The organism is Arthrobacter castelli DSM 16402 (assembly GCF_000430705.1).
GTDB classification, from domain to species: Bacteria; Actinomycetota; Actinomycetes; order Actinomycetales; family Micrococcaceae; genus Arthrobacter_C; species Arthrobacter_C castelli.
On record NZ_AUMN01000023.1, the window covers coordinates 1 to 26,999 of the forward strand.

20 protein-coding genes are annotated in these 26,999 nt (G+C 59.6%); 9 read left to right on the plus strand and 11 right to left on the minus strand.

The genetic code is table 11. The features are described from left to right. Positions 1–299 precede the first annotated feature (299 nt). Positions 300–1,364 (minus strand): zinc-dependent alcohol dehydrogenase, encoded by a 1,065-nt coding sequence (locus H535_RS0118555; protein WP_026820725.1) that lies wholly within the window; start codon positions 1,362–1,364, stop codon positions 300–302. A 27-nt stretch (positions 1,365–1,391) separates the two neighbouring features. Then, the gene (locus H535_RS26600; RefSeq protein WP_051299532.1) at positions 1,392–2,330 is read right to left on the minus strand and encodes a sugar phosphate isomerase/epimerase family protein; all 939 of its coding nucleotides are present in this window, start codon (positions 2,328–2,330) and stop codon (positions 1,392–1,394) included. Positions 2,331–2,517: 187 nt separating this feature from the next. On the opposite strand from H535_RS26600, the gene H535_RS0118565 reads away from it, so the two are divergent. From H535_RS0118565 to H535_RS0118590, 5 genes are all read left to right on the plus strand, one after another. Next, positions 2,518–3,543: an Ldh family oxidoreductase gene (locus H535_RS0118565; RefSeq protein WP_026820726.1), complete on the plus strand. Its 1,026-nt coding sequence runs from the start codon at positions 2,518–2,520 to the stop codon at positions 3,541–3,543. 108 nt (positions 3,544–3,651) lie between these two features. Continuing rightward, on the plus strand, positions 3,652–5,079 hold the full coding sequence (locus tag H535_RS0118570; protein ID WP_026820727.1) for an Nramp family divalent metal transporter: 1,428 nt from the start codon (positions 3,652–3,654) through the stop codon (positions 5,077–5,079). 171 nt (positions 5,080–5,250) lie between these two features. Further along, on the plus strand, positions 5,251–5,979 hold the full coding sequence (locus tag H535_RS0118575; protein WP_051299533.1) for a FadR/GntR family transcriptional regulator: 729 nt from the start codon (positions 5,251–5,253) through the stop codon (positions 5,977–5,979). Between the two features lie 78 nt (positions 5,980–6,057). Continuing rightward, the gene (locus H535_RS0118580) at positions 6,058–7,020 is read left to right on the plus strand and encodes an NAD(P)-dependent oxidoreductase (RefSeq protein WP_026820729.1); all 963 of its coding nucleotides are present in this window, start codon (positions 6,058–6,060) and stop codon (positions 7,018–7,020) included. 746 nt (positions 7,021–7,766) lie between these two features. Then, the gene (locus H535_RS0118590) at positions 7,767–8,672 is read left to right on the plus strand and encodes a pPIWI-associating nuclease domain-containing protein (RefSeq protein ID WP_026820730.1); all 906 of its coding nucleotides are present in this window, start codon (positions 7,767–7,769) and stop codon (positions 8,670–8,672) included. 455 nt (positions 8,673–9,127) lie between these two features. Here H535_RS0118590 and H535_RS0118595 read toward each other — a convergent pair whose 3' ends face one another. Beyond that, positions 9,128–10,639: a hypothetical protein gene (locus H535_RS0118595; protein ID WP_155838773.1), complete on the minus strand. Its 1,512-nt coding sequence runs from the start codon at positions 10,637–10,639 to the stop codon at positions 9,128–9,130. Between the two features lie 1,084 nt (positions 10,640–11,723). Here H535_RS0118595 and H535_RS0118600 point away from each other — a divergent pair. Continuing rightward, positions 11,724–11,873: a hypothetical protein gene (locus tag H535_RS0118600; RefSeq protein WP_155838774.1), complete on the plus strand. Its 150-nt coding sequence runs from the start codon at positions 11,724–11,726 to the stop codon at positions 11,871–11,873. Between the two features lie 502 nt (positions 11,874–12,375). Continuing rightward, positions 12,376–12,516, plus strand: a complete 141-nt coding sequence (locus tag H535_RS29170) for a hypothetical protein (RefSeq protein WP_155838775.1) — start codon at positions 12,376–12,378, stop codon at positions 12,514–12,516. A gap of 223 nt (positions 12,517–12,739) precedes the next feature. On the opposite strand, the gene H535_RS0118610 is transcribed toward H535_RS29170, so the two are convergent. From H535_RS0118610 to H535_RS0118630, 5 genes are all read right to left on the minus strand, one after another. Beyond that, positions 12,740–14,344 carry an amidohydrolase gene (locus tag H535_RS0118610; RefSeq protein ID WP_245580380.1) on the minus strand — a complete coding sequence of 535 codons (1,605 nt, stop codon included), beginning with the start codon at positions 14,342–14,344 and terminating at the stop codon, positions 12,740–12,742. 166 nt (positions 14,345–14,510) lie between these two features. Beyond that, on the minus strand, positions 14,511–15,983 hold the full coding sequence (locus H535_RS26605) for a peptide MFS transporter (protein ID WP_051299534.1): 1,473 nt from the start codon (positions 15,981–15,983) through the stop codon (positions 14,511–14,513). Positions 15,984–16,070: 87 nt separating this feature from the next. Then, positions 16,071–17,558, minus strand: a complete 1,488-nt coding sequence (locus H535_RS0118620; RefSeq protein ID WP_026820735.1) for an aldehyde dehydrogenase — start codon at positions 17,556–17,558, stop codon at positions 16,071–16,073. Continuing rightward, a complete protein-coding gene (locus H535_RS0118625; protein WP_051299535.1) occupies positions 17,555–19,540 on the minus strand; it encodes a primary-amine oxidase in 1,986 nt (661 codons plus the stop codon). Before H535_RS0118625 ends, H535_RS0118620 begins: the two co-directional genes overlap by 4 nt. Continuing rightward, positions 19,537–21,048, minus strand: coding sequence for an APC family permease (locus H535_RS0118630; RefSeq protein ID WP_026820737.1), 1,512 nt, complete (start codon positions 21,046–21,048; stop codon positions 19,537–19,539). Before H535_RS0118630 ends, H535_RS0118625 begins: the two co-directional genes overlap by 4 nt. A 127-nt stretch (positions 21,049–21,175) precedes the next feature. Here H535_RS0118630 and H535_RS28655 point away from each other — a divergent pair, with 127 nt between their 5' ends. After that, positions 21,176–21,790: a TetR/AcrR family transcriptional regulator gene (locus H535_RS28655; protein WP_026820738.1), complete on the plus strand. Its 615-nt coding sequence runs from the start codon at positions 21,176–21,178 to the stop codon at positions 21,788–21,790. Positions 21,791–21,854: 64 nt separating this feature from the next. On the opposite strand, the gene H535_RS26610 is transcribed toward H535_RS28655, so the two are convergent. The 3 genes from H535_RS26610 to H535_RS0118650 form a co-directional block, all read right to left on the minus strand. Beyond that, positions 21,855–22,793 (minus strand): LysR family transcriptional regulator, encoded by a 939-nt coding sequence (locus tag H535_RS26610; RefSeq protein ID WP_051299537.1) that lies wholly within the window; start codon positions 22,791–22,793, stop codon positions 21,855–21,857. 94 nt (positions 22,794–22,887) lie between these two features. After that, positions 22,888–24,258, minus strand: a complete 1,371-nt coding sequence (locus tag H535_RS26615) for an MFS transporter (protein WP_051299538.1) — start codon at positions 24,256–24,258, stop codon at positions 22,888–22,890. A gap of 185 nt (positions 24,259–24,443) precedes the next feature. Then, complete coding sequence (locus tag H535_RS0118650) at positions 24,444–25,361, minus strand: LysR family transcriptional regulator (protein WP_026820739.1); 918 nt, start codon at positions 25,359–25,361, stop codon at positions 24,444–24,446. Between the two features lie 328 nt (positions 25,362–25,689). Between H535_RS0118650 and H535_RS26620 the strand changes: the two genes are divergently transcribed. After that, positions 25,690–26,994, plus strand: a complete 1,305-nt coding sequence (locus tag H535_RS26620) for a flavin-containing monooxygenase (protein WP_051299539.1) — start codon at positions 25,690–25,692, stop codon at positions 26,992–26,994. Positions 26,995–26,999: the final 5 nt, after the last annotated feature.

A 26,999-nucleotide genomic window follows, 5' to 3' on the forward strand; every position in this document is an offset into this window, starting at 1 on the left:
CCAGCCAGGGACTGATCCGTTTCAATGCGAAGGAGCAGGCTCTCGGCAGATCCGGTGACGGAGGTGATGTGCACTCCAGTGATACCGAGCAGAGTGTCAGCGCGTTCGCACCAGCGCCCACCGGGACAGGACGTAGAATTAGACAAGTCAGGGTCTCTTTTGAGGTTGGAAGTTTGGTCGCTACCAATTCAAAGAGACCCTGACCCCGTTCCGTGCGCGCCACGCCGCAGCAGCCGCAGAACATCCCGCCATCTCAAATTCCTGAGGACACCCTAACCACGCTCAAATGCGAAGGGCCGTTAACGGACGGCCATCTTCTGGTCGGGTGCCGGGAAGGTGACTACGGATTTGATGTTGGTTCCGTTCTCCATCGCCTCGAAACCGGCCTCCCATTCCTCAAGGGAGTAGACGCCGTCGAGAACGGTATCGGGATTGAGTCGACCGCTGGCGAAGAGTGAGAGAATCCGCTCCCAGGTTTCCCACGTGTGCGAGAAGGACCCATAAATGGTCGCAGCCTTGGCTACCAGCGGATCAAGGCTGTAGCCGAGGGCCTGCGGCCCCCAACCGACCTTGGCGATGGACCCGAGGGGGCGGACAAACTCCATGGATTGGTTCAGGGCAGCGCTGACCCCGGTGGCGTCGACGACGACGTCTGCACCGATTCCGTCGCCAAGGGTCTTGAGGAGAGCGATAGGGTCGTCGGTTCCCAGTTCCACAGCGTGGTCCGCTCCGAATGTCAGTGCCTTCGCCAGACGCCCCTTATCGGCCGCGGTTCCCACCACGACGATGCTGCTGGCCCCCTGCAATTTCGCGACCTGGACAGCCAGCGAGCCGATCGCACCTGCCCCCTGCACCACAACCACGTCCCCGGCCTTCACCGTCGCGCGTTCCACCAGAGCATTGAAGGCCACACAGTAGGGTTCGGTCATCGCTGCCTGTTCGAACGTCACCGAGTCGGGGATGCGATGCAGGACACGCGGTTCGGCAACAAGGTAGCCGCTGAAGGCACCGTCCCTTTTGGCGCCGTAGCCGAGACGGAAGGGGCACAGGTTGTAGCGTCCGGAACGGCAGTAGGCGCACTCGGCGCAGATGTGGGCGGCTGTCTCACAGACCACGCGGTCGCCAGCAGCCCACCCCGTGACCCCTTCTCCGAGGGAATGAATGACGCCGGCGCTTTCGTGGCCAAGGGCAACCGGAAGGTCCATCTCCCAGCTCTGCTTGTTGCGCCAGGCGTGGACGTCCGAGCCACACACGCCCACGGCGCGGGTGGCGATCAGAACCTCGCCATGGCCGGGCCGGGGCTCGGTGATGTCACGGACGTCTACGGCGCCGTCCTCAAATGCATACTTCACGAGTGCCTTCATCGGACCGTTCCTTTCACTTCGGTGGTTTTATTCGGCTGCGGGTGCGCGGTCGTGGGCGCGGACCCGCATGGCCCGGGAGCTTGAGAAGAACTGTTCGCGGGCCTCCACGAGGAAGTCGACTGAGCGGGCCATCTCCTCGAATCCGTTGACACCGTCCTCTATGCTGATCCAGCCGTCATATCCGGCGTCATCGAGAATGCCGAAGATCGCCGGGTAATCATTCAGGCCCTCACCGACCGCGCCGTGACGCAGCAGGTTCGAATACCCCTCCGCCCCGTCGGCGGCCTTGAGGTCCTCGAGCGAGGCTCCCGGTGCAAGGGTTCGGTCGGAGGCCTGCATCGTCACCACACGGTCAATGACGGTTTGGAGGAAATCAACGGGATCGTCACCGGCAACGGTCGCATTCGAAGGATCGAACTGCACGCCGAAGTGTTTCCGATCCTCGATTCGGTTGAGCAAGGCGAGGAACACCTCCCGCTTCTGCGCGAACTCGGGGTAGGACCAGTAGCCGTCTTTGTAGTGGTTTTCGAGTCCAAGCACAATATCCAGTTCCCGCGCAAGGGGAAGGAGTGCGTTGATGTTCTCCGCAGCCCAGTCCAGACCTTCCCCGGTTGTCACCTCGGGATGACGCTGGCCGCTGAGCACGCGGCACGATACCCCGGGCCCGCCGAGGTCCCGGGCAATGCGCATCATTGACACCTGCCGCTCGAATTCACTGCTGCGTACATCCGCGCTCGGGTGGGTGAAATCGGGGGAGGCACAGAACATCGGCATCTCCAGCCCGGTCTCGGCCAGCACATCCTGAACCGGAGCTAAATCGGGCGCACCGGCGTCGAACATTCCCGAGTACAGCTCCACGCCCTCGATGGGAAGCACGGACATGCTCCGGATCCAGGCCGGGACGGACAGGGAACGCTCCACGACGATGGCGTCGAGCTCACCCTTGGGAAACACGCTGATCTTCATTGAACCACCTCCAACTCAATGATAGTACTTTACATTCCTTTGAGCGGGTCCCACAATTGGGAAAAAGCGGGGAAGTGCATAAATTTGTCAGAAAAAGCTTGACCAGGTATGGGACCAAAAGTAGCATTTTTGAGCATGCGCTGGTGTTTTTCAGCGTTCGGACTCGCTACCAAGAGGAAGGCTGAACATGGATATCGAGGCAGATCTTCTAACTTCGTGGGCAACTGCGCTGTTGCGACGCTGGGGGTATACCGATGCAGATGCCGAATTTCTTGCCACCACGCTTGTTGATGCGAACGCCCGGGGTGTGGACTCCCACGGGGTGGTGCGCATTCCGGCCTACGAACGCAGGATCGCGGAGAATCTGGTGGATACACGTGCCGTGCCGAAGGTGGACGTCTCGGGCGCGGTGATCAAGGTTGACGCCAATGGCGCTGCCGGACAGATCGCGGCCAGGGCTGCCGTGGAGTCGGCGCTGGAGCTGAGTCGTGAGGCTGGGATCGCCTGCGCAGCGGTCCGCGGCAGCACGCACTTTGGCACTGCCGGATATTATGCGCGGTGGCTGGCCGGTAACGGTGCGATCGGCATTGTGGTGTCCAACTCGGAACCGATCGTTGTGCCCCATGGGGGGAAGAAAGCGCTGCTTGGTACCAATCCCATAGCGTTTGCCGCACCCACTGAAAGCGACGCGGTGAGTTTGGACATGGCAACGAGCACAAGCGCGATGGGCAAGGTGCTCATCGCCCGGGCCACCGGGCAACAGGTACCCGACACCTGGGGTGTCGACGACGCCGGCAACCCCTCCACCGATCCGAATGCCATCAGCGCACTGCTTCCGGCCGCAGGACCAAAGGGATATGGCCTGGCCTTCCTGGTGGAAATCCTCGGCGGAGTGCTCAGCGGCGCCGCGGTCTCTCACGGCCTTGGCAGTATGTACGCGGATTTCGACCGTCCCCAGGACGTGGGCCACTGGATCCTCGCCATCAACATCGAGCATTTCATGCCCGTTGCCGAGTTCACGAAGCGCTCACAAGCGCTCGTCGAGCTGGCACACGCCACCGAACCCGCCGCACAGGACAACGGCGTACTCGTTCCCGGCGAACCAGAGGAACGCACCAGGGCAGAACGGCTGCGAAAAGGAATTCCGATACCTGATGAAGTGGTCAACGAGCTTCAACAGGTCGGCGAACGCCACGGCGTCGCCTTCCCATGAGGCCCATGTAAACGGCCAATTGGCCGAACGGCCACATTCGATCATCACCCAGAGTACCTCAGCACAAGAAACAGGCGGACAGGCGCCTCAGTTCGAAGGAGAACACCTATGTCATCCGAATCCATCCGGTCACAGCCAGCGGGCACAGTCGTCGAAGGAGACCCGTACCGACTCGATCCTGCTGCAGTCAAAGAGCCGCCCACCACCTGGCTCAAATCCGTCAAGTTTTTCGGCCCCGGCCTGATCGTCTCAGCGTCCATCGTGGGCGCCGGAGAACTCATCACCGCAACTGCACTCGGTGCTCAAGCGGGCTTTATCCTGCTTTGGCTCGTCATCTTCTCCACCCTGGTCAAAGTCGCCGTGCAGGTGGAGATGGCCAGGTACTCGATCGTAACCGGTCAAGGTGGCATGGAGGGGTATGCAAAGGTCCCCCCACGCTTCGGCAAAATCGGGTGGGTATTCATCATGTGGGCCCTGCTGGCACTGGCGAAACTCATCCAGACCGGGGGGCTCATCGGGGGCATGGCGGCCGCCCTGAGCATCCTCTTCCCCATCGGCTCCGGACCCCTTGAAGCCACATCGGTGTCCATCTGGGCCGTGGTGGTCACGATTATCGCCATCATCTCCCTCTATTCAAACCGCTACACCCTGATCGAAAGGGTTGCGGTTTTCCTCACCATGACCTTCGTTGCCGTGACTCTGGTCATCGCACTTGGCCTGCCCCTCACGGAGTACGCATACACCGGTGCAGACCTGGCCTCCGGCCTGTCACTGCAGCTTCCGGTCGGTGCGATCGGCGTCGCCATCGCCATGTTCGGTCTGACAGGGATCGGGTCCGAAGAGATCACTGCCTACACCTATTGGTGTCTTGAGAAGGGGTACGCACGCTGGGCAGGCCCGAACGATGGTTCCGTGGACTACAAGCGGCGCGTGAAGGGTTGGACTGCCGTGATGCAGCGCGATGCCGTGGCTTCCTGGGTCATCTACACAATCAGCACCATGTCCTTCTACATTATGGGCGCTGCCGTCCTTCATCCGCAGGGACTGGTGCCACAGGGCAACGACATGATTCTGGTTCTATCCGAAACGTACTCCAGCACGCTCGGTGACTGGGGCCGCATACTGTTCCTCGTCGGCGCGCTTGCCGTGCTTGGCTCCACCATCTGGGCCGGCATCGCCTCCTGGTCGCGGTCCTGGGCAAACGCGCTGAGCATCCTTGGCGTCTTCGACTGGACCAACGCGACAAAACGCAACAACTGGATGAGATTCTTCATCGTTGCCCTTCCGATCCTGTGGCTGCTCACTTTCCTATGGATCTCCGCACCATTCATCATGATCCTCATCGGAGGCATCGCCGGCGGCATCTTCCTCGCTGGCGTCGGTGTTGCAGCGTGGTACCTGCGCAGGAAGGAAGTCCCCGCAGACCTGCGCGGCGGCAAGTTTTCCAGCGTGGCGCTCAGCGTCAGCGTCATCGCCATCCTGCTGCTCGGCGTCTACAGCGCCACAAGCGCAACCGGACTATTCAGCATCGGATAGGGTACGACCGGCGTCACGGCGTGGCCTCGCGGAGTGAGAACCAACTTTACGGGGCCACGTTGATGGACCACCGAGCGTGACATTGGCCGCGGGAACCCGCCCCCGTTAGGGGAATAGTAGTATTTTGTTAGTAACGTCGGCGGCGAAGGACTGGATCTTGGGTAGGGAACGATGACAGTTGATCGCATTTATGGGGTGCCGAACGAGTCCGGCGGGCTGACTCGTTTCGAGATGATCCTCGACGCCTGGGGACGGCGAATCGTCTCAGGTGAATTCGGCCCTGGCCAAGTGGTCCGTTTGGAGGATTTGGAGCGTGAATTCAACGCATCGCGCACCATCATCCGTGACGTCGTTCGGGTTTTGGAGGCAGCCGGAATAGTTGCTAGCTCCCGCCGGGTCGGCATCACCGTACAGCCTGCATCTGATTGGAATCATCTCGACGCACGTCTGCTTGAGTGGCAGTTGGACGATCCGCTGGCCCGTCCGGAGCGGTTACTGAGGCTGTCCGAGCTGCGCTATGCGGTGGAGCCGGTCGCTGCCTCCTTGATGGCGGCGGACGCCTCCCCGGGGGACCGGTCCCGGCTGGTGCTCGAAGCGGAAAAGCTGTTGCAGTTGGCTACGGAATCGTCGGAGGAGTTTATGCGCGGGGACATCGCTTTTCATGCACGCATCCTCCGATCATCGGGCAACAATTTGTTCATGGAGTTTGAGGACGGATTTGCGGCAGCGATACGCGGCCGACACGGCCATTCTCTGATGCCGGAACGCCCCGATCCCGCCGCAGTTCAACTGCATGTCGACGCCGCTCACGCGATTTTCCACGGAGACCAGGTGGGATCCGCAGAAATCCTGCGACGTCTGCTCGGTGAGGTCTTGGAACGTTTTACTCCGGCCAGCTGAGACAAAGTCCCGCTTGCTTGTAATCCACCGCGTACCGGTACCAAAAGTAATTATCTGAGCCCAGAAAGTGGCAGCCCTATGAAGATGCTGATTCCGAGCACCATGGAACTCACAGTGAAGAATCGTCCTGGCTGGGAAATGGTCGTATACCAACCCGATGTACCCGTCCCCGAGGAGCACCGCGACGCCGAGGCGTTAGTTATCTGGGGTGCCCGGGATCCCGACGTGGTTGCCCTGGCACAAGAGCTGCCCCGCGTCCGGTGGGTACAGGCACTGAGCGCGGGAACCGATGCGATCACCAATGCCGGATTCCCGCCGGCGACGGTCATAACCAGCGGCAGAGGCCTTCACGACGCCACCGTTGCCGAGCATGCGCTCTCGCTGATTCTGGCCGCGGTGCGTTCACTCCCCGGGGCATTGCGTGCCCAAAACGAGCACCGGTGGGCCGCTGAGCTGGGGGGCATGCAAAGCGAAACCAAGGATGAGCCTCTTAAAACCGTTTCCGGAACGCACATTGTCATCTGGGGCTTCGGCAGCATCGGCTCGACACTTGCCAAACATCTTGATGCCCTCGGAGCGGGAGTATCAGGCATCGCGACGAATGCAGGGACCCGTCACGGATTCGAGATCACAGCCACTTCCGATGCGCCAGAACTTCTATCGAAGGCCGACATCCTGGTGATGATTCTCCCATCGACCGAATCGACCCGACATGCGCTTGACCAGGATCTCATCCGCCTCCTGCCACGCCGCGCCTGGGTGGTCAATGTTGGGCGGGGAAGCACGATCAATGAAGCCGCTCTCGCCGCCGCTCTGTCGGAAGGGACGATCGCGGGCGCTGCGCTCGATGTCTTCGAGCAGGAGCCGCTTGGCTCCGACTCGCCGCTGTGGGATCTCGACAACGTCATCATCACTCCCCATGCGGCCGGCGGCAGGCCACGTGGGGCAGGCCAGCTCATCGAAGAGAATCTCTCAGCCCTTGAAGAGGGCCGCACGCTGAGGAATGTCGTAGGTCGGAAATTGCCCGGCCAAACCGGATGACGGCGCGACGAGGTGGCCAAACAAGGCAACCTGGTCGTGGTGTTTACCGCTTCGGCAGATCGTGCGGTGGATTACGACTGCGGCAGTGCGGTGGAGCCAAAGTGAAGATTGTCAGCCGGAGATGGGTGTTCACGCTGCGAGGTGGTCGCCGAGTCAAAATGACGCCGGCAAAAGTTCGGTTTGGCCATAGCGGGCATGGCCCAGTCCGAGACCAATATCGGCGAACTGTGCAAGGAGCTGGGAGTCACGTGGCAATCGCTCCACCGCCACGTCTTCCCGACCTAAGAGCTCCGGTTCGAGGGACAGAAAGTATTAACGAAGCGTCCGTCCAAACCGCATCGGTAAAGTCCGCGCGGGGGCGCGCCAGTTTTAGAGTGGGGCATACTTGGGCGCCCAAATAAGGGCGATGGCCGGCTGTGAACCATCTGGCGGAGCAACGGCCGAGCAGGCCGCACTGTACTGTCTATGTATGGCGGCGATGAGCCTGGATCCGCCGGGCGGGCCGGCATAGATTTCGGGCACTCTCGGTGATAGATGCGTCTTGAAAAACTACTGCTTTCGAGACAGAAGTCCTTTTCCGAGCAACCACTTCCATCGGATCAAGTCGAATAAGCCGCGCTGACCGACCGCCATCGCGCGCTGCTGTTGAGCTCAGGTGCGCCCCGAAGCCTGGTCGACAATTGTAATTTCACTGTGCGTCGTCGGGAACGCCAAGATTGTCGGTGGCGCAGGGCATACTGGTTCCCATGATCCGAAAAATGACGCCCGCACAGCTCAGATCGGCGATGAATAAAGCTGAGCGGGAGCAGAAGCAGGCGATAGACAAGTACAACCGCGAGGCGCGAAGACATAACAGCGCGGTCAAGAAGGGAGTGAACGACTACAACCGTGATGTGCGGGCTTACAACTCCAAGGCACGCGTTCACAACGCCAAGGTTGAGAACCAGCGTGGGCGACTCAATCAGGAGATCCAGAGACTGAACTCGAGACCGGCTGCGACGACCTTCGTGACGTACCGCTCCTCGGTCGACACCCTGACACAAACCTATTCCGTGACAGTGGATAGGCTGGCTAGTCGGACCCTGACGCCTGCGGGGCGGGAACTGGTTGACCGCGGCAGCGAAGAGGCAGCTAACAGCGTTTACCTACTCAACGCCATGGACGGCGACGGCGCGCCGGAGGACGACCCGACCGAGGACGCGCTGCGCAGCCCGAGCATGCAGACCGAGTTGGCCACCTTCGGGCCGGATCTGGTGGACCGATGGACCGGAGCCCTGTTCTCCCTCAGTCCGCGCAACCCCGACGCCGCTCGCCACTTCTGCACCAGCGCCCGCGAAGTACTCATCGCCATGCTCGATCAGGCAGCGCCGGACTCCGGCGTCACCGGAGCGAACCCGGAATGCGCTAAGACGGACAAGGGGGTGCCGACACGACGCGCCAAAGTCGAATACCTTCTGCATCGCAAGGGTGTCGAGGAGGAGTCGATCGAGAACCTCGTAGAAGACGACATGGACAACGCCCTGACGCTGTTCCGCGCCTTCAACGACGGCACCCATGGGCATGCCGGACGGTTCACGATCACGCAACTGAACGCTCTCCGAATCCGCGTGGAGTCGGCGATCGGCTTCATCCACGCCCTTTGCACGGCCTGACCTTTGGGGTGGGTCGCACCCCGCGTTGTGGCCCGCCGGGTGTGACCTCGGTTGGTCCTGAGAACGCCGAGCAGGCCCCACGTATCGATCGGAGTTGGTTTCGGCTCCTCACACCAATTGCACTATCCGGCGTGTTTGTGCGGTTAATATGTCAGCGCTGTCTGCACCTAAGTCGATCTGATATCCCCTAAATCCATCCTTCAGCGGCTGCCTCTGTCGTTCCAGGGTAAACCCGGGTGTGCGGTACTGATCGCGTTGGCGAGCCACTGGTGCGCTGTCGGGTCGAGACGGGAGCAACCAATTCCCGCTAAAAGGGAAAGGGCTGGTAAGCATACGGTTCCGCAGGTTTGGGGGATGGGGACGCCGGCGGGCCATGGAGCGGCCCCTTTCCTTGCTGCGGTGTCGGCCATTTCATCGGAAAAGTTCATGACATCCCAACTCGCGCCGAGTCCGGGTCAGAGAGGCTTGCCGTCTTTGGCGGTGCTCCAGATGTCCCCGATCGACCTACCGCTCTGGAGTGCATCAAGAGTAGCCCGTCGACGGTGATCGCTGGCTTTTAGCAGGTCAGCGACAGTCCGGCCCTCGGCTATGCTGCGGATTGAATTGTCCAAGGCTGTGCCCACGATGAACCGCGAAAAGCCCCGAACAGATTGAACGCTTTCTAGGGCAACGGGGTTACCGTGCATGAGGGCGTTGCGGCAGCGGCTCAAACGGCCCTTGAGTACACCAGCTTCCGCTGCGAACGAGGCGAGCATCTTCAACGCCGTGTCTGCATCGCCGATGCTCTCGAGCAAGGTCTCCGCACGGGCGCGCTCGAATCGACCAGGGCAGGCCGCAATCAGCTGGTCGCGGACATCGAATGCCGTGACAAAACTAAGGTGCCGGCGTCCCGACGGGAAGCTGACGACTTGGTGGAAGAGTGGATCCCCTCCGCCACCGACCCCTGACAGACATTGCTCGACGGCCCACGCCAGGTTCTGGTGGTAGCGGACGAGGGGCCAATCCGCAGCCAGTTTCGACGCGTATGGATCGCCATCCATACCTGTATACGCGGCCAGCCGTTCCATTGCGGCGACCTGGAGCACGATGACCGACTGTTCCGCGATGGTCGCCGTCCCGTTGAGCGCGTTCTCACGCGAGTCCACCTGTCCCGCCTCTCCGACGAGTCGCAAGGCTTCGGCGACGTCTGTGGGAAGTGGCCCGCTCGACAGCAGACCGGCGAGTTCTGTCCTATAGTCCTCGAGGGCGTCCGCGAACCCGTTCATCCCGTAGTGGTCCGGCTCCGTGAACAACGACTCGTCACCAGGTCCGAATGAGTACGTGCCCACCTCACCATCCATCACGAGGCACGAGAACCCAGCCCGGCGCCAAGAGGGGGCACCGGTACGGACGGTCACGAGGCCCACCACCGAGCGGACCTGCGCTACAGCCTCCTCCTTCCAGCCAAAGGAAGGACGATGCCCCAGATCGACCCGAGCGATCACCTCGTGGCGAGGATCCGCGTAGGGATCGAAGATACCACGATCGTGATCGTGTTCAATGACGCGGGTGAGTTCGCTGCGGTACGGATAATCCTGCCATGGAGGCACCAGCGCGTTCGAGATGCACCAATCCGCATCGAAGAAGGTAACTGGGCCCACCTCCAGCACGAATTCCGGCAGACGCGCCGCGGCGAAGGTCAGCCACGCGACACAGTGTCCCGTCGCCGCGGCTTCGCGCACCAATGCATCAGCGGCCGCAAGGCGTTGAGCGTCCGTCCAGCCCGGCGGCACTGCATCCGGGTCGCGAGCCAACGTCGCTTCCGAGGGACTCAAAATGTCGGCCAGACGCCCGAACCGCTCCCCAGGGGCCACGCCCGCGCCGACCAGCATCGCGTTCAGCAGTGCGATGCGAGGCTCGATCACGGTGATGTCCGGATGATCCGCGCGCGCGGCGTCCACGAGATCCTGCCAGGCTGCAACACGCATCGGAGGGGATCGCAACAAAGCTTTGGCTCGACGGGACGCCGCGCCGAGCGACGCAACGTCCGCACGGCGGTTAGCTTTGGGGCCGACAGCTACTCGGTCTAGCGCTTCTATGACCGGCACGCTGAACGGCTGAAACTGTCCCTGTAGCGCTGAGCCGCACGTAGACAGCCCAGCCTCGATATCAGCGCGCAGGGAGCGAGCGTTGTCCCGTCGAGCCCACGCCGAGGAGGGTGCACGGTCCGCCCAGTCGCACCCCTCCGCGACGACCGAGTGCAGAGTGAACGACGACGGCTTCCCGAACCCGCTTGGCAGCGCGGCGGCGAGCGCTGCGCGCCACGAGCCGTCGTCACCCGAACGAAATCGCATGAGAAACTCCTAAACGCGGCTGGCGGGCACCGTCATGCTTGGCGAGGGACTACAGGTACGCTACCGCGGTTGATGGGGTTCTTGCGACGAGGGCACGAGTCCCATAAGTCCTCGCCGTGGAGACTCGCCGTCTTCGTCGACGGATGCTGCTGGAGCGGCTGCTCAGAACACCGGACTGCTACGAAGGTCAAGGCGAACTATTGGTAGGCGAAAATCTAACGGCACACCAGCCACAATACGGAAACACCGTCGCTGCGATCACTTGCTGAGCAGCAGCCTGCCCGGCTCATTCAGGGGTTCCTCTCTCGCAGATCTGCTCCCTTTTCTCCGGTGTATGAGGCGCGACGGGGGAGTGACAGTCGTTGCGACGAGCATCCAATTGAACCGGCCGGAGAATGCGGAACTGTGATTTCTGCACTGTGATACACTTTTAGTGTTCGTATTGCATGCGAAGAGAAGCTGCTGAATGACCCATCCTGAGCTGGGAAACTTCTCCTCGACTTCCGCGGCCCTCGAGGCCAGTGTCCCATGTTGTTCGGCGGCTGAGTCCGCATACAGATTATGCTTGAGCCGTCACAGTACCCGTGTCAAAGCCACCCAGCTGACGGCATCTGTTTGGGCATACTAAAAAGTGCCGGCCGGACAATCAGGATCGGGGCAGCGCCACACTCGCTTGGCCCCAAACCAGCCGGACCGGGTGGCCGAAACAGGGAATGTCATGGATCCGGACACGACGGCGTCCATGGCCAACCGCGACGACGCCGCAGATCCGGCAACCGGTCAGAGTTTCATCAGTCTCGACACCGAGCAGCAGGCAAGCGTCAACATCTTCGATAGAAGTCAGGTGCAAGCCCTCAACTCCGAGTAACGAGTCGGCGCGCTCGCACCAACGACCGCAGGAACAGGAAGTAAAACGGGACTTTTTTCACGGCCCCGCCACGCAGAACGCCACCAGCTTCCCTACGCGCCCGCGATATCAGCCGCCCAACCATGCTCAACTGCGAAGGGCCGATTATGGGGGTGGACTGCGCCAATGACTCGTTGGCCGCGATCGTGCGGGCGTATAGGCTCGCCCAGCAGCCATAATCGGAGAGACGCTGACAAATCTCGACATCATACTGGCCTTCTACCTTCGTTGTTCCTTTGGTTGCTCTCTTGTTGAACGAGTGCAGCCTCGCCCAGTCGAAGCAGGATTCACCCTCAGTCTGCAAAGCCAGACCGCGCATAATGCGGCTGTGATGTATTCGACTCCCATGATTATCAACATGGGGACAACGTCGTGGCTATTACTGCCAGCGGAGCTCTGAACTACGGTGTGGTGATGGCCGGAATGGCCAGCAGGGTGCGACGCAAGCAGGAGAGCCAGATGGATGAGCACCATTGCCAATGACATACCCATGAGCATTCTGGCCGCATGTTCTGTGCCCGTGCGCCACATCGATACGACGCAAGGAATGCATCCAGCAGCCATTGCCAGCATAAAGATACTTGCCATTGTTCCGTGCGAGTGATCAGTGGCCATCCACACATGAGCCACGGCCGCTGACGCGCCAATCACGGCCACAAGACGTGCGTGCCAAATATTTGCTGGCCTCCACGAAACGTTTCGTTGTCTCACTGCCGAAATCATTAAGCCCGCCTGGCTATTCGCATGGCTTTAATTATTGTCAGGCATTCAACCGAAGACTCCTCCCACTCGGTTGCCACCCACACTGACTTGAACGCGGTCACGAATCAATCCTTCGAATACACTGCCCTGCCATCCACCATCGTCAGTTGCACTTCGATGTCGCTGAGCTCCCGCGACGGGGTTTTGTACGGGTCCCGGTCCAGCACAATTATGTCCGCCGACTTCCCCAGTTCGAGGGTACCGGTGGCGTCGTCGAGACGGTTGGCCCGAGCTGCACCTATGGTGTAGGCAGCCAGTGCGTCATGGGTATCAACTGATTCGTCGGGCAGCAGAGGTTCGGTCTGCGACTTCTTGTCCAGGGCGTGCGGGTCAGTACGGGGTGCGGTTCTGTTGACTGCGACATGGGCTCCCCACAATGGGTCCGGGCTGGAGACGGGCCAATCGCTGGAAAAGGCCAGCGGACTGCCGGCATCACGGATGGTCCGGAAGGCAAAATGATGGATTTGTTGCTCCCTGGTCAAATATGGCAATTTCGTTGAAACGAGCACCGGGTCCAGACGAGCCCATAGTGGCTGCAGATTGGCGATAATGCCCAGATCGCCCATCCGAATGGCATCCGGTTCCTCGATGATGTCCAAGTGAGTGATCTGATGGCGGCGGTCGCCATGATTCCGCGGAACCAAACTGAGGGAATCCACGGCGTCCCTGACGGCGCAGTCTCCCACGGCGTGGATATGAACGTCAAATTCTTCAGCGTCGAGGTCTGCGACCACTGAACGCAACGCTTCCGGTTCGATAAAGGACAGGCCACGGTTATCGCCCTGGTTTCGGTAGGGCTCCAACATGGAACCCGTGAGGTTCTCGCAGACACCGTCGAGCATGATCTTGACGGCGGTAGCTTGAAAATTGCCGATCTGCCCTTGAGCGCGCCTTTTCAATAGTCGCGCCAACTGCTCCTCGGGATCAGCGTCGTGATTCCACCAGAGAGCTGCTGTGACCTTCGCGGTCAGCATTCCACGGTTGGCGAGACTGCGATACGTGTCGAACGCATCCGGCATGTCGAGTGCATTCCCAACGGCAGCATCTTGCCACGCCGTAATCCCGAGACTGTGCAGATACCGTTGAGCTTGCAACAGGGCTGCCTCGATATCGTCTGCCGTTGGCGGGGGCAGCAGATCTGTGACCAGGTCTGCCGCCCGTTCGATGAGCATTCCGGTAGGTTCGCCATTAGCATCACGATGAATTCGGCCCCCGACCGGGTCTGCTGTGTCACGGGTGATCCCCGCGCGCTGCAGTGCCTCTGAATTGGCCCATACACCATGACCGTCATGGCTGTTTAACACTATTGGCCTGTGCTGCTCGATAGCGTCCAACAGGCTCTTGTCCGGGAAGCCATCCTCAAAGACATCGCCGTACCAACCCGCTCCCTGAATAGAGGGGGCCGATGGGTTCGACTTTGCGTACTCTCCGATCGCGTCGAGATACTCGCTACGGTCGTGCATGCCACTTAGGTCGCATCGCAGCTGGGCGAGCCCGCCAGCTGTCGGATGGATGTGTGCGTCCTGAAAACCGGGAAGCAGAAACTGACCGTTGAGGTCGACGATTTCCGTCGCCCTGCCTTTCCAGGCTTCCACATCTGGCATACCAATCGCGACAATCAGCCCATCCTTAATCGCTACGGCGTGGCTCAACGAATCTCTGCTGGTCATGGTGTGAACCGTGCCATTGTGGAAAATTGTGTCAGCGGATCTCATAGTCTTGCCGCCCCTTTCGGTTGTGTGGTGGGCCTGTCTCCTGGGTCTTTGCCTGCCGAACAATGAACTCACAAACTTGGTCGTTCACAACCGGCCTTTTGATAGGCGCGTTCGAAGGACCTCATACCAGACCGGCCTTCCTGAACAACGGACGGCAGACTACGAGCAACAAAGCCGCAGCAACGGTGATGACGGCTGTTACACCAAAGAACAAAGTGTCTCCGGAAGATTCGACGTATAGCTGGCCGGCTATACCCGACAAACTGGCACCGGCGGCGGAGGACAGCCCATGCAAAGCCATCATTTGAGTCGAAAACGCACGCGGGGCCGCCTGGGTTGTTACTGACATCCACAGTGGCGCGTACATCACCTCGGCCAACCCAAAAATAACCATCCCAATAATAACCGGCCAAATGTTTATCCGTGCATCAGACCAAATCGGAATAATAGCAAATACGAAGTACGCAAAAGCCATAACACACAATCCCAAGGCCATTTTCATTGCTGTACTTGGTTGCTTCTTGCCCATCCTTTGCCAGATAAACGCGGTCATCGAGGCGAATACAATACCCGCAACCACTTCGAAGGTACTAATATACGCAGGAGGAATCCCGACCCCGTTTATGCTCATATGCACGCGCGTTTCAGCATACACCGCAAACGTCGTGAACAGTTGAAGAACGAGAGTCCAAAATATAACGCCCGTACAGAACAACGGGATGTAGGCAATAACCTTCAAACGTTCCTGTGCACTAGTCGATGACGAGAATATCAGAACCACGAAATAGGATACTGATGCGATGATGACCATAATCATGACTACAAAGTCAATATTCGTGAATGTCAGTATCGATGATCCCACCAGCACCCCGACGGCAATGACGAATAGGCACAAACAACCCAATGCCACCCGTCGCCCACGGGTGTTTAGGGGGTTCGGTACAACATGTGCAGATTCCGGAAGATGCTTCCATCCCTTCACATACATGGCGAGTCCGATGGCCATCCCAACCGCCGCGGCGCCGAATGCAACATGGAACCCGGCGCGGGTCTGCAGAAACCCCGTTACGATGGGCCCCACAAGGGCACCGATCATGATGCCGGTATAAAAAATTGCAAAACCAGCGTCACGATACGTCGCCTTATTTCTGTACAGCCCTCCCACCATCGTATAAATATTCGGCATCAGGAACCCAGTACCAGCGATGAGGAAACCGAGGCCCATGAGGAGTCCGGTCAGCCCGGGAACGAGTGCGAGAACTATGTGTCCCGTCATGATTAGGCTGCCACCCAGAAAAGCTACGTATCGAGCGGCGATCACCCGGTCCGCCACCCATGCGCCGAGTATTTCCACGAAATACACCGAGGCACCATACGCACCAGCGACCCCTAACGCTGTGCTCTGGGGAAGCCCCAGCCCACCATCAGAAACCGAATAGTAGATGTAATATACAAGAATTACTTGGAGGCCGTAGAAACTTAGCCGCTCCCAGAGTTCGGTTCCTGTGAGCATGAACAACCCTCGGGGGTGCCCTGCCACATTTCCTTTCGACGGAGCGTCTCTTTCATCTAGAGCAGTATTATCGTTGGACATTTTCCCTCTTTACGTAAGAAGATCTTTAGTTCACGACACCGCTCTTTGGCGCCATCGCCCCTATCCTGTCCTGTCCTCCCTTATGTGTTAGTCGAACTGAATCCAAGTCGTCTTTGGCGCGGAGTACGTATCGAGCGCATGTAGCGACAGATCCCGCCCAAAGCCGGATTGTTTGAAGCCGCCGAATGGCGTGGTCACACCCAGGGCGTCGACCGTGTTGACCGACACTGTGCCGGCGACTACGGCTCCGGATACGCGGTGTGCGCGGGCCAGGGAACCGGTCCATACTGATGCGGCGAGTCCGTAGGGTGTGTTGTTGGCCAGCCGTACAGCCTCGTCCTCAGTGTCGAACACCTCCACGGTCAGCAGCGGGCCGAACACTTCCTCGTGCAGCGTGAAATGATCGCTCGGCAAGGAGCCGACGATAGTCGGGGTGATGAAGGCGTCGGAGCCGTTGATGGTCTGGCGTTCTCCACCATGGAGCAGCTTTCCTGCTGTTTTGGCCTGTTTGATGGCTTCCCATACTTGATCGGCGTGGGCACGGCTGACCATGGCGCCAGTTCCGCTGGCGGCATTGAGCGGGTCTCCCGGCAGGAATCCGTCGCTTGCTGTGGCCAGCAGCGCGATGAACTCGTCATGGATGGAACGCTCGACCAGTAACCGACAGTTGGCGGAGCAAACTTCACCTTGGTTATAGAATGCGCCGGCCGCTGCCATCTGTGCCGCTGATTCAAGATTGTCGGTATCGGCGAATACGATGTTGGCGCTCTTGCCACCTGCCTCCAGGGAGAGGCGTTTCATGTTCGAGCGTCCGGAATACTCCAGCAACCGCTTGGCCACTGCGGTGGAGCCGGTGAAGGTGAGGACATCGACATTCGGATGCATGCCGAGGGCCTCGCCGACGTCGGCACCGGGACCGGGTACGACGTTCAGCACGCCTTCTGGGATCCCTGCTTCCAAAGCCAGATCCGCCAGCCGCAGCATTGATAGGGGCGACTGGGTGGCGGGCTTATGCACTACGCTATTGCCCAGCGCCAAGGCGGGAGCGAGCTTCCACCCCGCGATTTCGAGCGGATAGTTCCATGGTGTGATAGCAGCGACCACACCGATTGCTTCCCGTGTGACCATGGCGGTGGAACCGGGTGCGGTCGAGGGGATTTCATCGACTAATTTGTCGATCGCTTCGGCATACCATCGATACGTTTCCGCGGTGCCGGGAATGTCGGCAGTCCTTGCCTCGACGACCGGTTTGCCCATCTCGAGGCTGTCCAGGAGCGCCAGTTCGTCGCCGTGCATTTCGATGAGGTCTGCAAGACGAAGCATCAAACTCTTGCGGGACTGTGCCGGCAGTGCCGCCCAGCGGCCGTCGTCGAAAGCACTGCGGGCAGCGGCGACGGCACGGTCGACGTCCTCGACTCCGCAGGATGCGACTTCCGCTATGGCTGTGTCCGTAGCCGGGTTCACGCTGGCGACGGTGTGTCCGGTGGCTGCATCGGCACGCTTCCCGTCGATGACGGCGCGGCCATCAATGGACAAAGTCATGGTGCGTTCGTTCCAGTCTGGCTCGGGTGTCATTTGCAGCATCCTTTCTCTTTGTTTTCTGTGGTGTTCTGCTGTGCATCGGTCGCGCAGTGACCGGATACAGGGCGTGGAACATCGAGCGTGGGGTTCTGGTCGAAGAATCCCTGCGGTTTGAGTACGAATCCGCAGGAGTCGACGGGCATGATCGGCCAGTCTTCCGGCCGGGGGAAATGGGTCATACCGAAGTTGTGCCAGAGTACGATGTCCGCCCCGTCGATCGTCCGGTCCTGCTTGACCCAGTCGGTGATAGTGCCATTTCCCGGATTCTGGTTGACGTAGGTGCCGGATGGGAAACGCTCGTCCGGGTCGTAGGCGGTCACCCACAGGTGCCTGGTGGCGAATGAGGCGCGTCGGGAGATGGATGAACCGTCATCGGCCAGTAGCGGTGGTTGTCCTTCAGGACGCAGAACGTATCCCACGGGTTCGCCGTGACTGTTGGTACGGCCAGGGTTGCTGACCTGCCAAACCCGGCCTTCGGTGTTATCAGCGAGCCGGCCTGACTCCGGTTCCCGGTCCAGTCGGGACACGGAGCGGGTGAATGCGTTCCCGTACGGGTTCTCAGGACCGGTGGGGACCCTTTGGACCTGGATCTCGTCCACAGCATTCTGCGTCCCGTCGACTTGCATATCGAGCCGCGCGGAGAATAGATGCTGATGGTAGGGCGCCCCGATGCCTTCACCAATCCTGCTGGCGAAGCGGCTGGGGTTCGAATCATCATAGGCGGCCGTATAGACGACGCCGGTGGCCTTGCACTCCAGTTCAATGGTCCCATCGAGGTAGAGGTACCAGTAGAAGCCGTAGTCGTAGTTGCCCACAGTCACGAAGAATGAGATGACCATCCTGCGTTGACGTCGTACGTCGACCGATCCGGTGTATTCGTCGGTATGCTTCCACAGCACCCCGGCGTCCTCTTCGTGCATGCAGATCGCATTTTCGATGGTGCTGGCGTGGCCTAAGGCATCTGCGAGCACAGCGTCCTCGTAGTGGATTTCGCCGAGGCAGTCGCAGCCCAGCTTCAGGGAATTCGCGCTCTTTCCCAACGAGTATTCGCCGGCATCGAAATAGTTTTGCCAGAATCGCACCGGGCTTGGATCGCCGTAGGGGACTACCATCTCGGCGATCGAGGCACGATAGATGATCGGGCGGACACGTCCGTCTTCTTCGAATCCCAGTTGATGCAGTACCAGACCTTCGACGGGATCGAATCCGAGTCGGACCTGCCACTTTTCCCACGTCAGCACGTCTCCATCGATGGTGAAACTCGGCCCCTCCGGCTGGCTGATTTCGATCGGCTTTTGAGTGGTGCGGGCAGGTGGAAGCCCCTCGTCCAGGTGGAAGTTGAACCGTTGCTGGGGAATGGGCAGCGCATCGGTCTCGATCAAATCCACCACTTCACCGGTGTTCAGATCCAGGTAGGCAACCAGACCTTCAACAGGGTGGGCCCACGCATTATCGTTTTCGTCCAGTTGCACGAACGAGGAGCCGCGGATCAGCCGTCTGCCTTCCTCTCCGGGAATGTCGAAGCATCCAGCGCTCAGGGCACAGATCCGTACCAGAGACATGTCAGTGACGCCCCGCGACTCCATGGCAGCCCGCCAACGGGGGTCACGGCGGATCATCTCTTCGGCCAGCTCGAATTCTTCGGCAATGATCGGTGGCTGGCCTTCACCGATAACATCAACCGTTCGTGCTGATACGACGGCGGATTCGTTCAGAGAGGCAGTGATCTCTGTGACCTCTCCAGTGTTGCGCTCCAGCAACAGGGACCGGACCAGGCGCGGAGCCGGCGCTGCGGCGCCATGAGCCAAAACCGCATTCTTCTCCGGTTCCAACAGACTCACCAGAGTGAAACGCGTCTGGTCGGTGACATATCCAGCAGCGACCAGGATTTGTCGGTTTGCCTCGATTTCGGCACCAGTCAGCCGGTCCAGCGGATGCTTGTTTCCGATCGAGATGTCGTGAGCGAGGGTGGTCATGATGTTGTTTCCTCCAGCAGTTCGGATGCTTCAGTATCGGGGCGTTGGGAACGGATGTGGCGGCCGCGGACATAGCCGGTCAGGCAAAGGGCCACCAGTGCGGCGAGGGTGCCGAGGGTGAGGATCTGGAAGGGTACGCGTTCAACCCCCCAGATCTCCTGGAAGTTGTAGTCGAGCCCCACGAGTGGCCCCAGCGTGCCGGGAAACACCGCGACCCAGGATCCGAGCAGGATCCAGGCGAAGCACAGTATGCCCAGCGCTGTAAATCCTCGATTGCCGACGCGGACCCGGAAGGGACGTTCGACATCGGGGTACTTCCAGCGCAGTTTGATGGCTGCGGGGATGATCAGTAAGTAGCTGAGCAGGAATGTAGATATTGCAATGGACAGCACCACGCCGAATAGCGCTGCGGAGGTTCCAGTCAATTGCAGGGCAGTGAGCATGAACACGGTGGCGACGACTCCGGAGAGCAGGTTCACGTGAACTGGTGTGCCCAGCCGGGGGTGGAATTTGCCGAAAAAGCCGCCGAAGAAGGAACCGTCGGCCGCTGCCAGTCCCTGCATCCGGTCACTGATGATCATCCATGCTGCGCCTTGGCATGCCAAAGCCGCAACAAAGATGGCCGCCGCAAGGACCAACAGGATCTCGGAGGCTGGTCCGTATACGCTGAAGACGGTGCTGACCGCGCCCATCAATCCGCCGATTCCGGTGATGGTGTCTGCGGGAAGCACCAGCAGGATGGCCAGGATGGGCAATAAGTAGCACGCTGCCGCCGTGGCCCCGCTCCGGGCGATGGCTGCCGGGATATCTCGCTGAGGGTTCTTCATCTCCCCGGACGCGCTGTTCGAGGATTCGAAGCCCAGATAGGCGAATAGCAACAGCGGAACCAGCCCGAGGAAACCGGCAGTCGTAGGCGCGAATCCGCTCAATTCCAGGTTGGAGACGCCGTGTTCGAAGGCGTACAGAATGGTGGTGAACAGGAAGAAGGCCAGAAAGAGAAGCTTAAGGATGGCACCAAGGCTGGGAATCCACTTTGCCCGGCTAAGCGAGAGTATGGCGGCCACCACGGTGAGCCAGATGAAGCCGATCTTGAACGCGTAGTCGGCGAAGGACCCCGGCTCCGTCGGCAGCAGGTAACTGTCCCACACCGCCGATGCCAGAAAGGCCATCGATCCCCCGACCCACACCGGTTGGGTGATCCAGCTTAGAATCGAGGCCAGGGCGCCAAGGGGGCGGCCGAATGCCTGACGTACCCACAGATAGGCGCCGCCCTCGCCAATAAACGTGCTGCCGGTCTCGGCGAAGATCAGTCCGTACGGCACCAGGAAGAAGATGGCCAGCACCAGAGTCCAGGTGAACGTTTCGCTGCCGAAAGACGCCGTCTTTGCCAGTGTCTCGATTGCAATCACTGCGGCTATGACAAGGAAGACGATGTCGAAGCGGCCGAGCGATTTTTTCAGATGTTTGGTCTGTTGGTCGGCGAGCACCGACAAGCTGTGGTCGCTCATTGTCCTCACTCCTTTGGGAGTTCTTTGTGGTTTAGCTCATAGAATGACACGCATCTGTCGGTGCGATAAAGAGGGGACGGGTGTTTTATCTATAGCTTTTTCCGATGTGGGCATAGATAATTGTTCAATGGCAAGACCGAAGAATCAGACAGTACGTCGAAATCAGCTGATCGAAGCAGCGAAGAGAGCCATCGCCCATCATGGCTTGAATGGCCTGCAGTCCAAGGATGTTGCCGCAGAGGCGGGCCTGTCCGCCGGTTCGGTGGCCTACTACTACCCGGACCTCACGGATTTGATACGTGATGTGCATCAGCGGGAACTGGACAGGTTCTACTGGGAGCGGCTGCACGAGGTTGAGTCAGCGCAGGATCCGCGCACCCAGCTTGGAATGGCGGTCACGAGCGGAATTCCGAAATCGGGTGGGGATATCGACTATCAGGTGCTCAACGAGATGCATGTCCAGGCCTTCCGGGATCCGTTCCATGCCCGCCTGATGGCAAACTTGTTCGAACGTGAAGTATCGCTTTACCTATCGATCCTGGATTCTGGCGTCCGCAAAGGAGTGTTCGAATTGCGTGCCCCGGATCGAACGGTGGCCCGCAATATCGTGGCGTTGGAAGATGCGTACGGCCTGCACATTCTCGGCGGCTCTTCCGTTTCCGTTGAACAAGCGCTCAGCCTGCTGCTGACCTATGTGGAATCGGCAGTCGGCTGCGAGTTGGCTATTGCAGCGGGTTCATAATCAAACGAGCGGCCGGGCAGCTACAAGCCAAGCGTACTTGGAGTTCACTGAACTTTCTTTCCAGCTATGAAGGCCCTCGGCCGAGGTCGTACGTAGGTGCCTCAGTGAACACGGCTTTGGCTGAGGCCACGAAGGCATCCACTCGACGTGTGAGACGGTGTCTGCTTGGGGTAACCACTATTACGCCTAAAGGCTCATAGTCGCCTTGGAGCTCAACGGCAGCATAGCCTAGCCCCTCGTGACTTGTCGTTTGTCGGGTGCGCTGAGTCAGCAATGAGTACCCGAGCCCGCGAGCTACCAGCCCGCGTAGCACTTCGTAGTTCCCCGTACGGTACCGCACATTCGGTGTTAATCCCCCTAAATCGAAGAGGGAAAGAAAATATTGATCCGCGGGTTCCAGGCCGAAAAGTATTAGGGGGTCATCTGCGAGATCGGCGAGGGAGACGCTGCTTTGTCCGGCTAACCGATGATCAGGCGGTAGCAGCGCGTACGGAGGGATAGAGCCCAGCGACGTCGAGCGACCAATTTCGGAAAGATCGTCCTTGAAGCGGTAATCGTAGAGGACCAGAACGTCATGGCGTCCCAGGGTTAAACCTTCGAGCAGTTCGTCCCGGGAACCTTCCTCGAACCGCACATCCACGTTTGGGTATTTGGCTGCGAAGTCAGCTACTACACGTGGCAGCAACATTGGAGCGATAGTTGAGTAGCACCCAATGTTCAGAGTTCCCGAAAGGGCATCGCTCAGTTTGGCTGCGTTGCGCTCAAGATCTTCGGCGTCCCGGAGCAGCGCACGTGCATGGCCCAATGTTTCTCTGCCCTCGCGGGTGAGGGAAAGGCCTCGAGCTTGCCGAATGAAGAGCTTGATACATAGATGGCGCTCCAGATCGGCGATCGCATTGGATACGGCAGACTGAGACACGAAAAGCTGTTGTGCGGCGGCGGTGACAGTTCCGAGGTCTGCCACGGTGGCGAAGTATTCAAGCTGCCGCAGAGTGATGGCCACGTCACCCTCCCTCCACCACAGAATGTTTCGCCCGGGGTCGACGCGAGTGCCACGGACCCCGGACGGATGGCGTGTGATTTAGACTAGCAGGCTGTCAGTGCTCGTCGGCTGTGGAGACTTTTACGTTTTCCGTCTTGTTGTCCCCGCTGCGAGCTGTGTCTGAATCGTGGAGCAAGTTGGTGCCCCGGGTTTCTGGAATGGTGGAGACTGTGATGAGACCGACCATTCCCACCACCATCAAGGTGAACGCCGGTACCATGTGATTGTTCGTTATGCCAATGAGCCAGGTGTTCACGTAGGGCAGAGTTCCGGCGAAGAAGGCGCCCGCGATGCTGTACGCCAGCGACAAGCCACTCTGGCGAGTTCGGGTGGGGAAGAGTTCGGCCGCCGTGGATGCGTGGGTACCGAGGATAAGAGCCAGAATGGCGGCCAGCCCGAAGGTGGAGAGGAAACCGGCCATGGCTGTGCCCTGATTCATGTAGGCAAACAGAGGGTAGGGCAACAGGACGAGCAGGAAACCCGCGGTGATCAGCACGGGCTTGCGTCCCAGCCGGTCAGAGGCCATCCCGGACAGCGGAATAATCATAATCGCTGTCAAAGAGGCCACAGTGGACAGCACCGCTGCTTGAGCGGATGGAAGTCCCACCATCTGCTCCTGGTAGGTGATCAGATACACGAGCACCACGTAGAAGGTGCAATTCATGAATGTTTCGATGCCGATGGTCTGGAAGAACTGCTTGCTGTTATGGCGGAACAATTCACGTATGGGCGCGGCGGGGACAGTGTCCAACTCCTGGAGGGCACGGTACTCCGGCGTATCCTCGATCTTCAGTCGAATGTAGAGTCCAACCAGCGCCAGAGGCACTGTGATGAGGAAGGGCAATCTCCATGCCCAGGAGTCGATCTGCTCCGGAGTGAACATCGCAAACATGGCAGCCACGACCATGGACGCCAGAAGGAAGCCCAGCACTGAACCGAACTCGATCCAGGAGCAGCCGAAGCCGCGCTTCTTCGGTGGCGAGTATTCGGCCAGAAACGCGGCGGCCGAGCCAAACTCGCCGCCGGCGGCAATCCCCTGAATGATTCGGGCAACGACAAGGAGGATGGGCGCCCAGATGCCAATCGATTCATAGGAGGGAGTCAGACCAAGCATCAACGTGCCCGCAGCCATCGTGATGATGACAATGGACAAGGTCTTCTTACGGCCGAGAGTGTCACCAAGGTGACCGAAGATTAGCGATCCAAGAGGACGGACGAAGAACGCAATGGCGAATACGGCAAACACGGACAGCAGGGCTGCGGTCTCATCCTGTTGCGGGAAGAAGATGCCAGCGATCGTCGTTGCCAGATAGGCATAGATGGCCCAATCGAACCAGTGCACGAGCACTCCGATAGCACCGGCCGCAACATTCTTCCGCAGCCCTTTGCGGTTTCCCTCATCACTCATATTCGCCGCGTCGACCATTCCGTCCTCCTCGTGATCTTGGGTCCGAAGCCCTCGATTTCTTTGAAACCCACGCTAGAGGTGTGAGATGGGTTACGACCATCGCCTTATTCAGAATGCCCTATCGGATCGACTCATACCCCATGAACTGCAGCGAGCAGGTGCACCTGCTTCGCAGTCTGCGATAGATCCGCGAGGAACAAAGGTCACGGCTCTTGCCCGCGATTTAGAACTTCACGGCTCTCGTCAATGAACGCCTGTCCTCGTCGGGAAAGCGTTTCACCTGCCCGATGAGCGACACCGACCTGGAGGTAAGACCTCGTGCCAGTGATGGGAAGCCTGACAATACGTCCTCCGTCATTGGTCAGGTCATGCACTGGTCTCTGATTGAGAATGGTGTAACCATGACCCCGGGCAACCATGGAACGCACGACTTCGTAGCTTTCGAACCTCTGGTGGATCTGTGGGCGCAGGTGCGCGTCGTGGAAAATCGAGAGGAAGTAGTTCGTGCTCTTGCCCATATCCAGCAGGATGAGGGGCTCGGGCGCCAGCTCCTCAAGCGAGACGACTTCTCGGCCGGCCAAATGGCTGTGCTCTGATACCGCAGCATAGACAGGGGCTTCGCTCAACTGCTCAAAATCAATGTCCCGGCCGTAATCGAAGCCGTACGTCAGGATGACTTCCATCTCGCGCCGCTGCAGGAGCTGCTCCACCTGCTCGCCGGTGACTTCGCGGATTCTCACGTTCAGATCCGGGTAGGCGGATTGCAGGCTCTCATACACTCCGGGAAGCCAAAACGGCGCCAGTGTGGTGAAGCAGCCTGCAACCAGCGATCCCGTTAGCCGTTCCGGTTTGAGGGAGTCGACAGCCTCATCGACAGTATTGAGGATGTCCAGGGCGGCCGCATAAAAGGTCCGTCCCTGTTCCGTCAGCACGATCCCGCGGGAACGTTGTCTGATGAAGAGCTGACATCCAACCGTCCCCTCCAATTGCGCAATTGCGGTGGAGACGGCGGATTGGGCCACGAATATCTCCGCTGCGGTCGCGGTCATTGAGCCAAGTTCGGCAGCCCGCACGAAGTACCTTATTTGATTGAGCGTGAGGGACGTCTGTGGCGTCGGCATAGCTCCCGTTTCTGGTATCGGATTCAAAACCTACAGGGATGAGCGATCCCGCCATCCCTAAGTTGGACCTCATCCCTGGATACCCTTCGTCGATCTTGCAAGAAATCCTACATCTGAAATATTGATGAACAACCTCATTTTCGACTATTTGCTATCGATATGGTGACGAGCAGAGACTGTAAGCAATCGTCCAGCGGCCGTCGTATCGTCCAAAACCCGGCGACCTTAGATTCGATCGGTGCAGCCGTCGTCAGTGGCTGGTCGCGGTGAACCGTCCTGAAACATACGACGGTAGATGGATACTCAGGACTTATAGGGAGTGGTAAAGATGTCGTTTCAAGACACTGAGGTGCTCATCGTCGGCGCAGGACAAGCCGGCGTGGCGATGAGCGAGCACTTGGGCCAGAACGGTGTGCCGCACGTTGTGCTGGAGCGCGACCGTATTGCGGAACGATGGCGCACGGCACGGTGGGATTCGCTCGTGGCAAACGGTCCTGCATGGCACGACCGCTTTCCGGGCATGGAATTCAACACCGACCCTGACGCCTTCGCCACCAAGGAGCAGGTGGCAGACTATTTCGTGGCCTACGCCGAGAAAATCGCGGCACCGATCCACTGTGGTGTCGAAGTCACCTCAGTCCGCAAGAATATCGGCCGACCCGGATTCCACGCAGAAACGTCCGAAGGAACCATCAATGCTCGCTATGTGGTGGCAGCGACAGGCCCGTTCCAACAACCGGTCATCCCGGCGATCGTTCCCGACGATGCGGGCATTCATCAAATACACTCCAACTCTTACCGCAACCCCGATCAGTTGCCGGAGGGTGCCACACTCGTAGTAGGCGCCGGGTCTTCGGGAGTGCAGATTGCCGACGAGATCCGGGAATCGGGCCGGAAGGTCTATCTCTCCGTGGGCCCCCATGACCGTCCCCCGAGAAGTTATCGAGGACGCGACTTCGTTTGGTGGCTGGGCGTCCTCAACAAATGGGAGGCCGCAGCGCCACCTCAGGGTGCGGAGCACGTCACCATCTCGGTCAGCGGGGCCAATGGCGGCCGCACCGTCGATTTCCGAGACCTTGCCGCCGACGGCATCAGCCTCGTCGGGCGCACCGCTTCATACGATAACGGAATCATGCGGTTCGCACCCGACTTGAGCGACAACATCGCCAACGGCGATGCCAACTACTGGTCCCTACTCGACGAAGCCGACGCGTATATCGAGCGCAACGGCCTGGATTTGCCCGAAGAGCCAGAGGCGCGCATTTTGGGGCCGGAACCGGAATGCGTCAGCGATCCCATTCTCGAACTCGACCTCGCCGGCGCTGGCGTCACCTCGATTGTTTGGGCGACCGGTTTTTCGGTCGACTACGGATGGTTGCAGGTTGACGCGTTCAACGAAAGCGGAAAGCCGAAGCACCAGCGCGGTGTATCCGTCGAACCGGGCGTCTATTTTCTGGGACTTCCTTGGCAATCCCGTCGCGGATCGAGCTTCATCTGGGGTGTCTGGCACGATGCCAAGTACTTGGTTGACCACATCATGATCCAACGTGGATATGCGCATTACGAATCGTCTGCTGCAGCCCGATCCGCGCCGGCAAGGCAGTTAAGTGGCGCCGCTGTCTCCGGTTCCTGATCCAA

Excerpts from the sequence above, each read along its gene's own strand:
- H535_RS0118575 (WP_051299533.1), top strand. The coding sequence starts at position 5,251 with ATGACAGTTGATCGCATTTATGGGGTGCCGAACGAGTCCGGCGGGCTG.
- H535_RS0118570 (WP_026820727.1), top strand. The coding sequence starts at position 3,652 with ATGTCATCCGAATCCATCCGGTCACAGCCAGCGGGCACAGTCGTCGAA.
- H535_RS0118595 (WP_155838773.1), bottom strand. The coding sequence starts at position 10,639 with ATGCGTGTTGCAGCCTGGCAGGATCTCGTGGACGCCGCGCGCGCGGAT.
- H535_RS0118565 (WP_026820726.1), top strand. The coding sequence starts at position 2,518 with ATGGATATCGAGGCAGATCTTCTAACTTCGTGGGCAACTGCGCTGTTG.
- H535_RS0118600 (WP_155838774.1), top strand. The coding sequence starts at position 11,724 with ATGGATCCGGACACGACGGCGTCCATGGCCAACCGCGACGACGCCGCA.
- H535_RS26615 (WP_051299538.1), bottom strand. The coding sequence starts at position 24,258 with ATGGTCGACGCGGCGAATATGAGTGATGAGGGAAACCGCAAAGGGCTG.
- H535_RS0118590 (WP_026820730.1), top strand. The coding sequence starts at position 7,767 with ATGATCCGAAAAATGACGCCCGCACAGCTCAGATCGGCGATGAATAAA.
- H535_RS28655 (WP_026820738.1), top strand. The coding sequence starts at position 21,176 with ATGGCAAGACCGAAGAATCAGACAGTACGTCGAAATCAGCTGATCGAA.
- H535_RS26605 (WP_051299534.1), bottom strand. The coding sequence starts at position 15,983 with ATGTCCAACGATAATACTGCTCTAGATGAAAGAGACGCTCCGTCGAAA.
- H535_RS0118580 (WP_026820729.1), top strand. The coding sequence starts at position 6,058 with ATGAAGATGCTGATTCCGAGCACCATGGAACTCACAGTGAAGAATCGT.
- H535_RS0118610 (WP_245580380.1), bottom strand. The coding sequence starts at position 14,344 with ATGACCAGCAGAGATTCGTTGAGCCACGCCGTAGCGATTAAGGATGGG.
- H535_RS29170 (WP_155838775.1), top strand. The coding sequence starts at position 12,376 with ATGAGCACCATTGCCAATGACATACCCATGAGCATTCTGGCCGCATGT.
- H535_RS26620 (WP_051299539.1), top strand. The coding sequence starts at position 25,690 with ATGTCGTTTCAAGACACTGAGGTGCTCATCGTCGGCGCAGGACAAGCC.
- H535_RS26600 (WP_051299532.1), bottom strand. The coding sequence starts at position 2,330 with ATGAAGATCAGCGTGTTTCCCAAGGGTGAGCTCGACGCCATCGTCGTG.
- H535_RS0118625 (WP_051299535.1), bottom strand. The coding sequence starts at position 19,540 with ATGACCACCCTCGCTCACGACATCTCGATCGGAAACAAGCATCCGCTG.
- H535_RS0118555 (WP_026820725.1), bottom strand. The coding sequence starts at position 1,364 with ATGAAGGCACTCGTGAAGTATGCATTTGAGGACGGCGCCGTAGACGTC.
- H535_RS0118620 (WP_026820735.1), bottom strand. The coding sequence starts at position 17,558 with ATGACACCCGAGCCAGACTGGAACGAACGCACCATGACTTTGTCCATT.
- H535_RS0118650 (WP_026820739.1), bottom strand. The coding sequence starts at position 25,361 with ATGCCGACGCCACAGACGTCCCTCACGCTCAATCAAATAAGGTACTTC.
- H535_RS0118630 (WP_026820737.1), bottom strand. The coding sequence starts at position 21,048 with ATGAGCGACCACAGCTTGTCGGTGCTCGCCGACCAACAGACCAAACAT.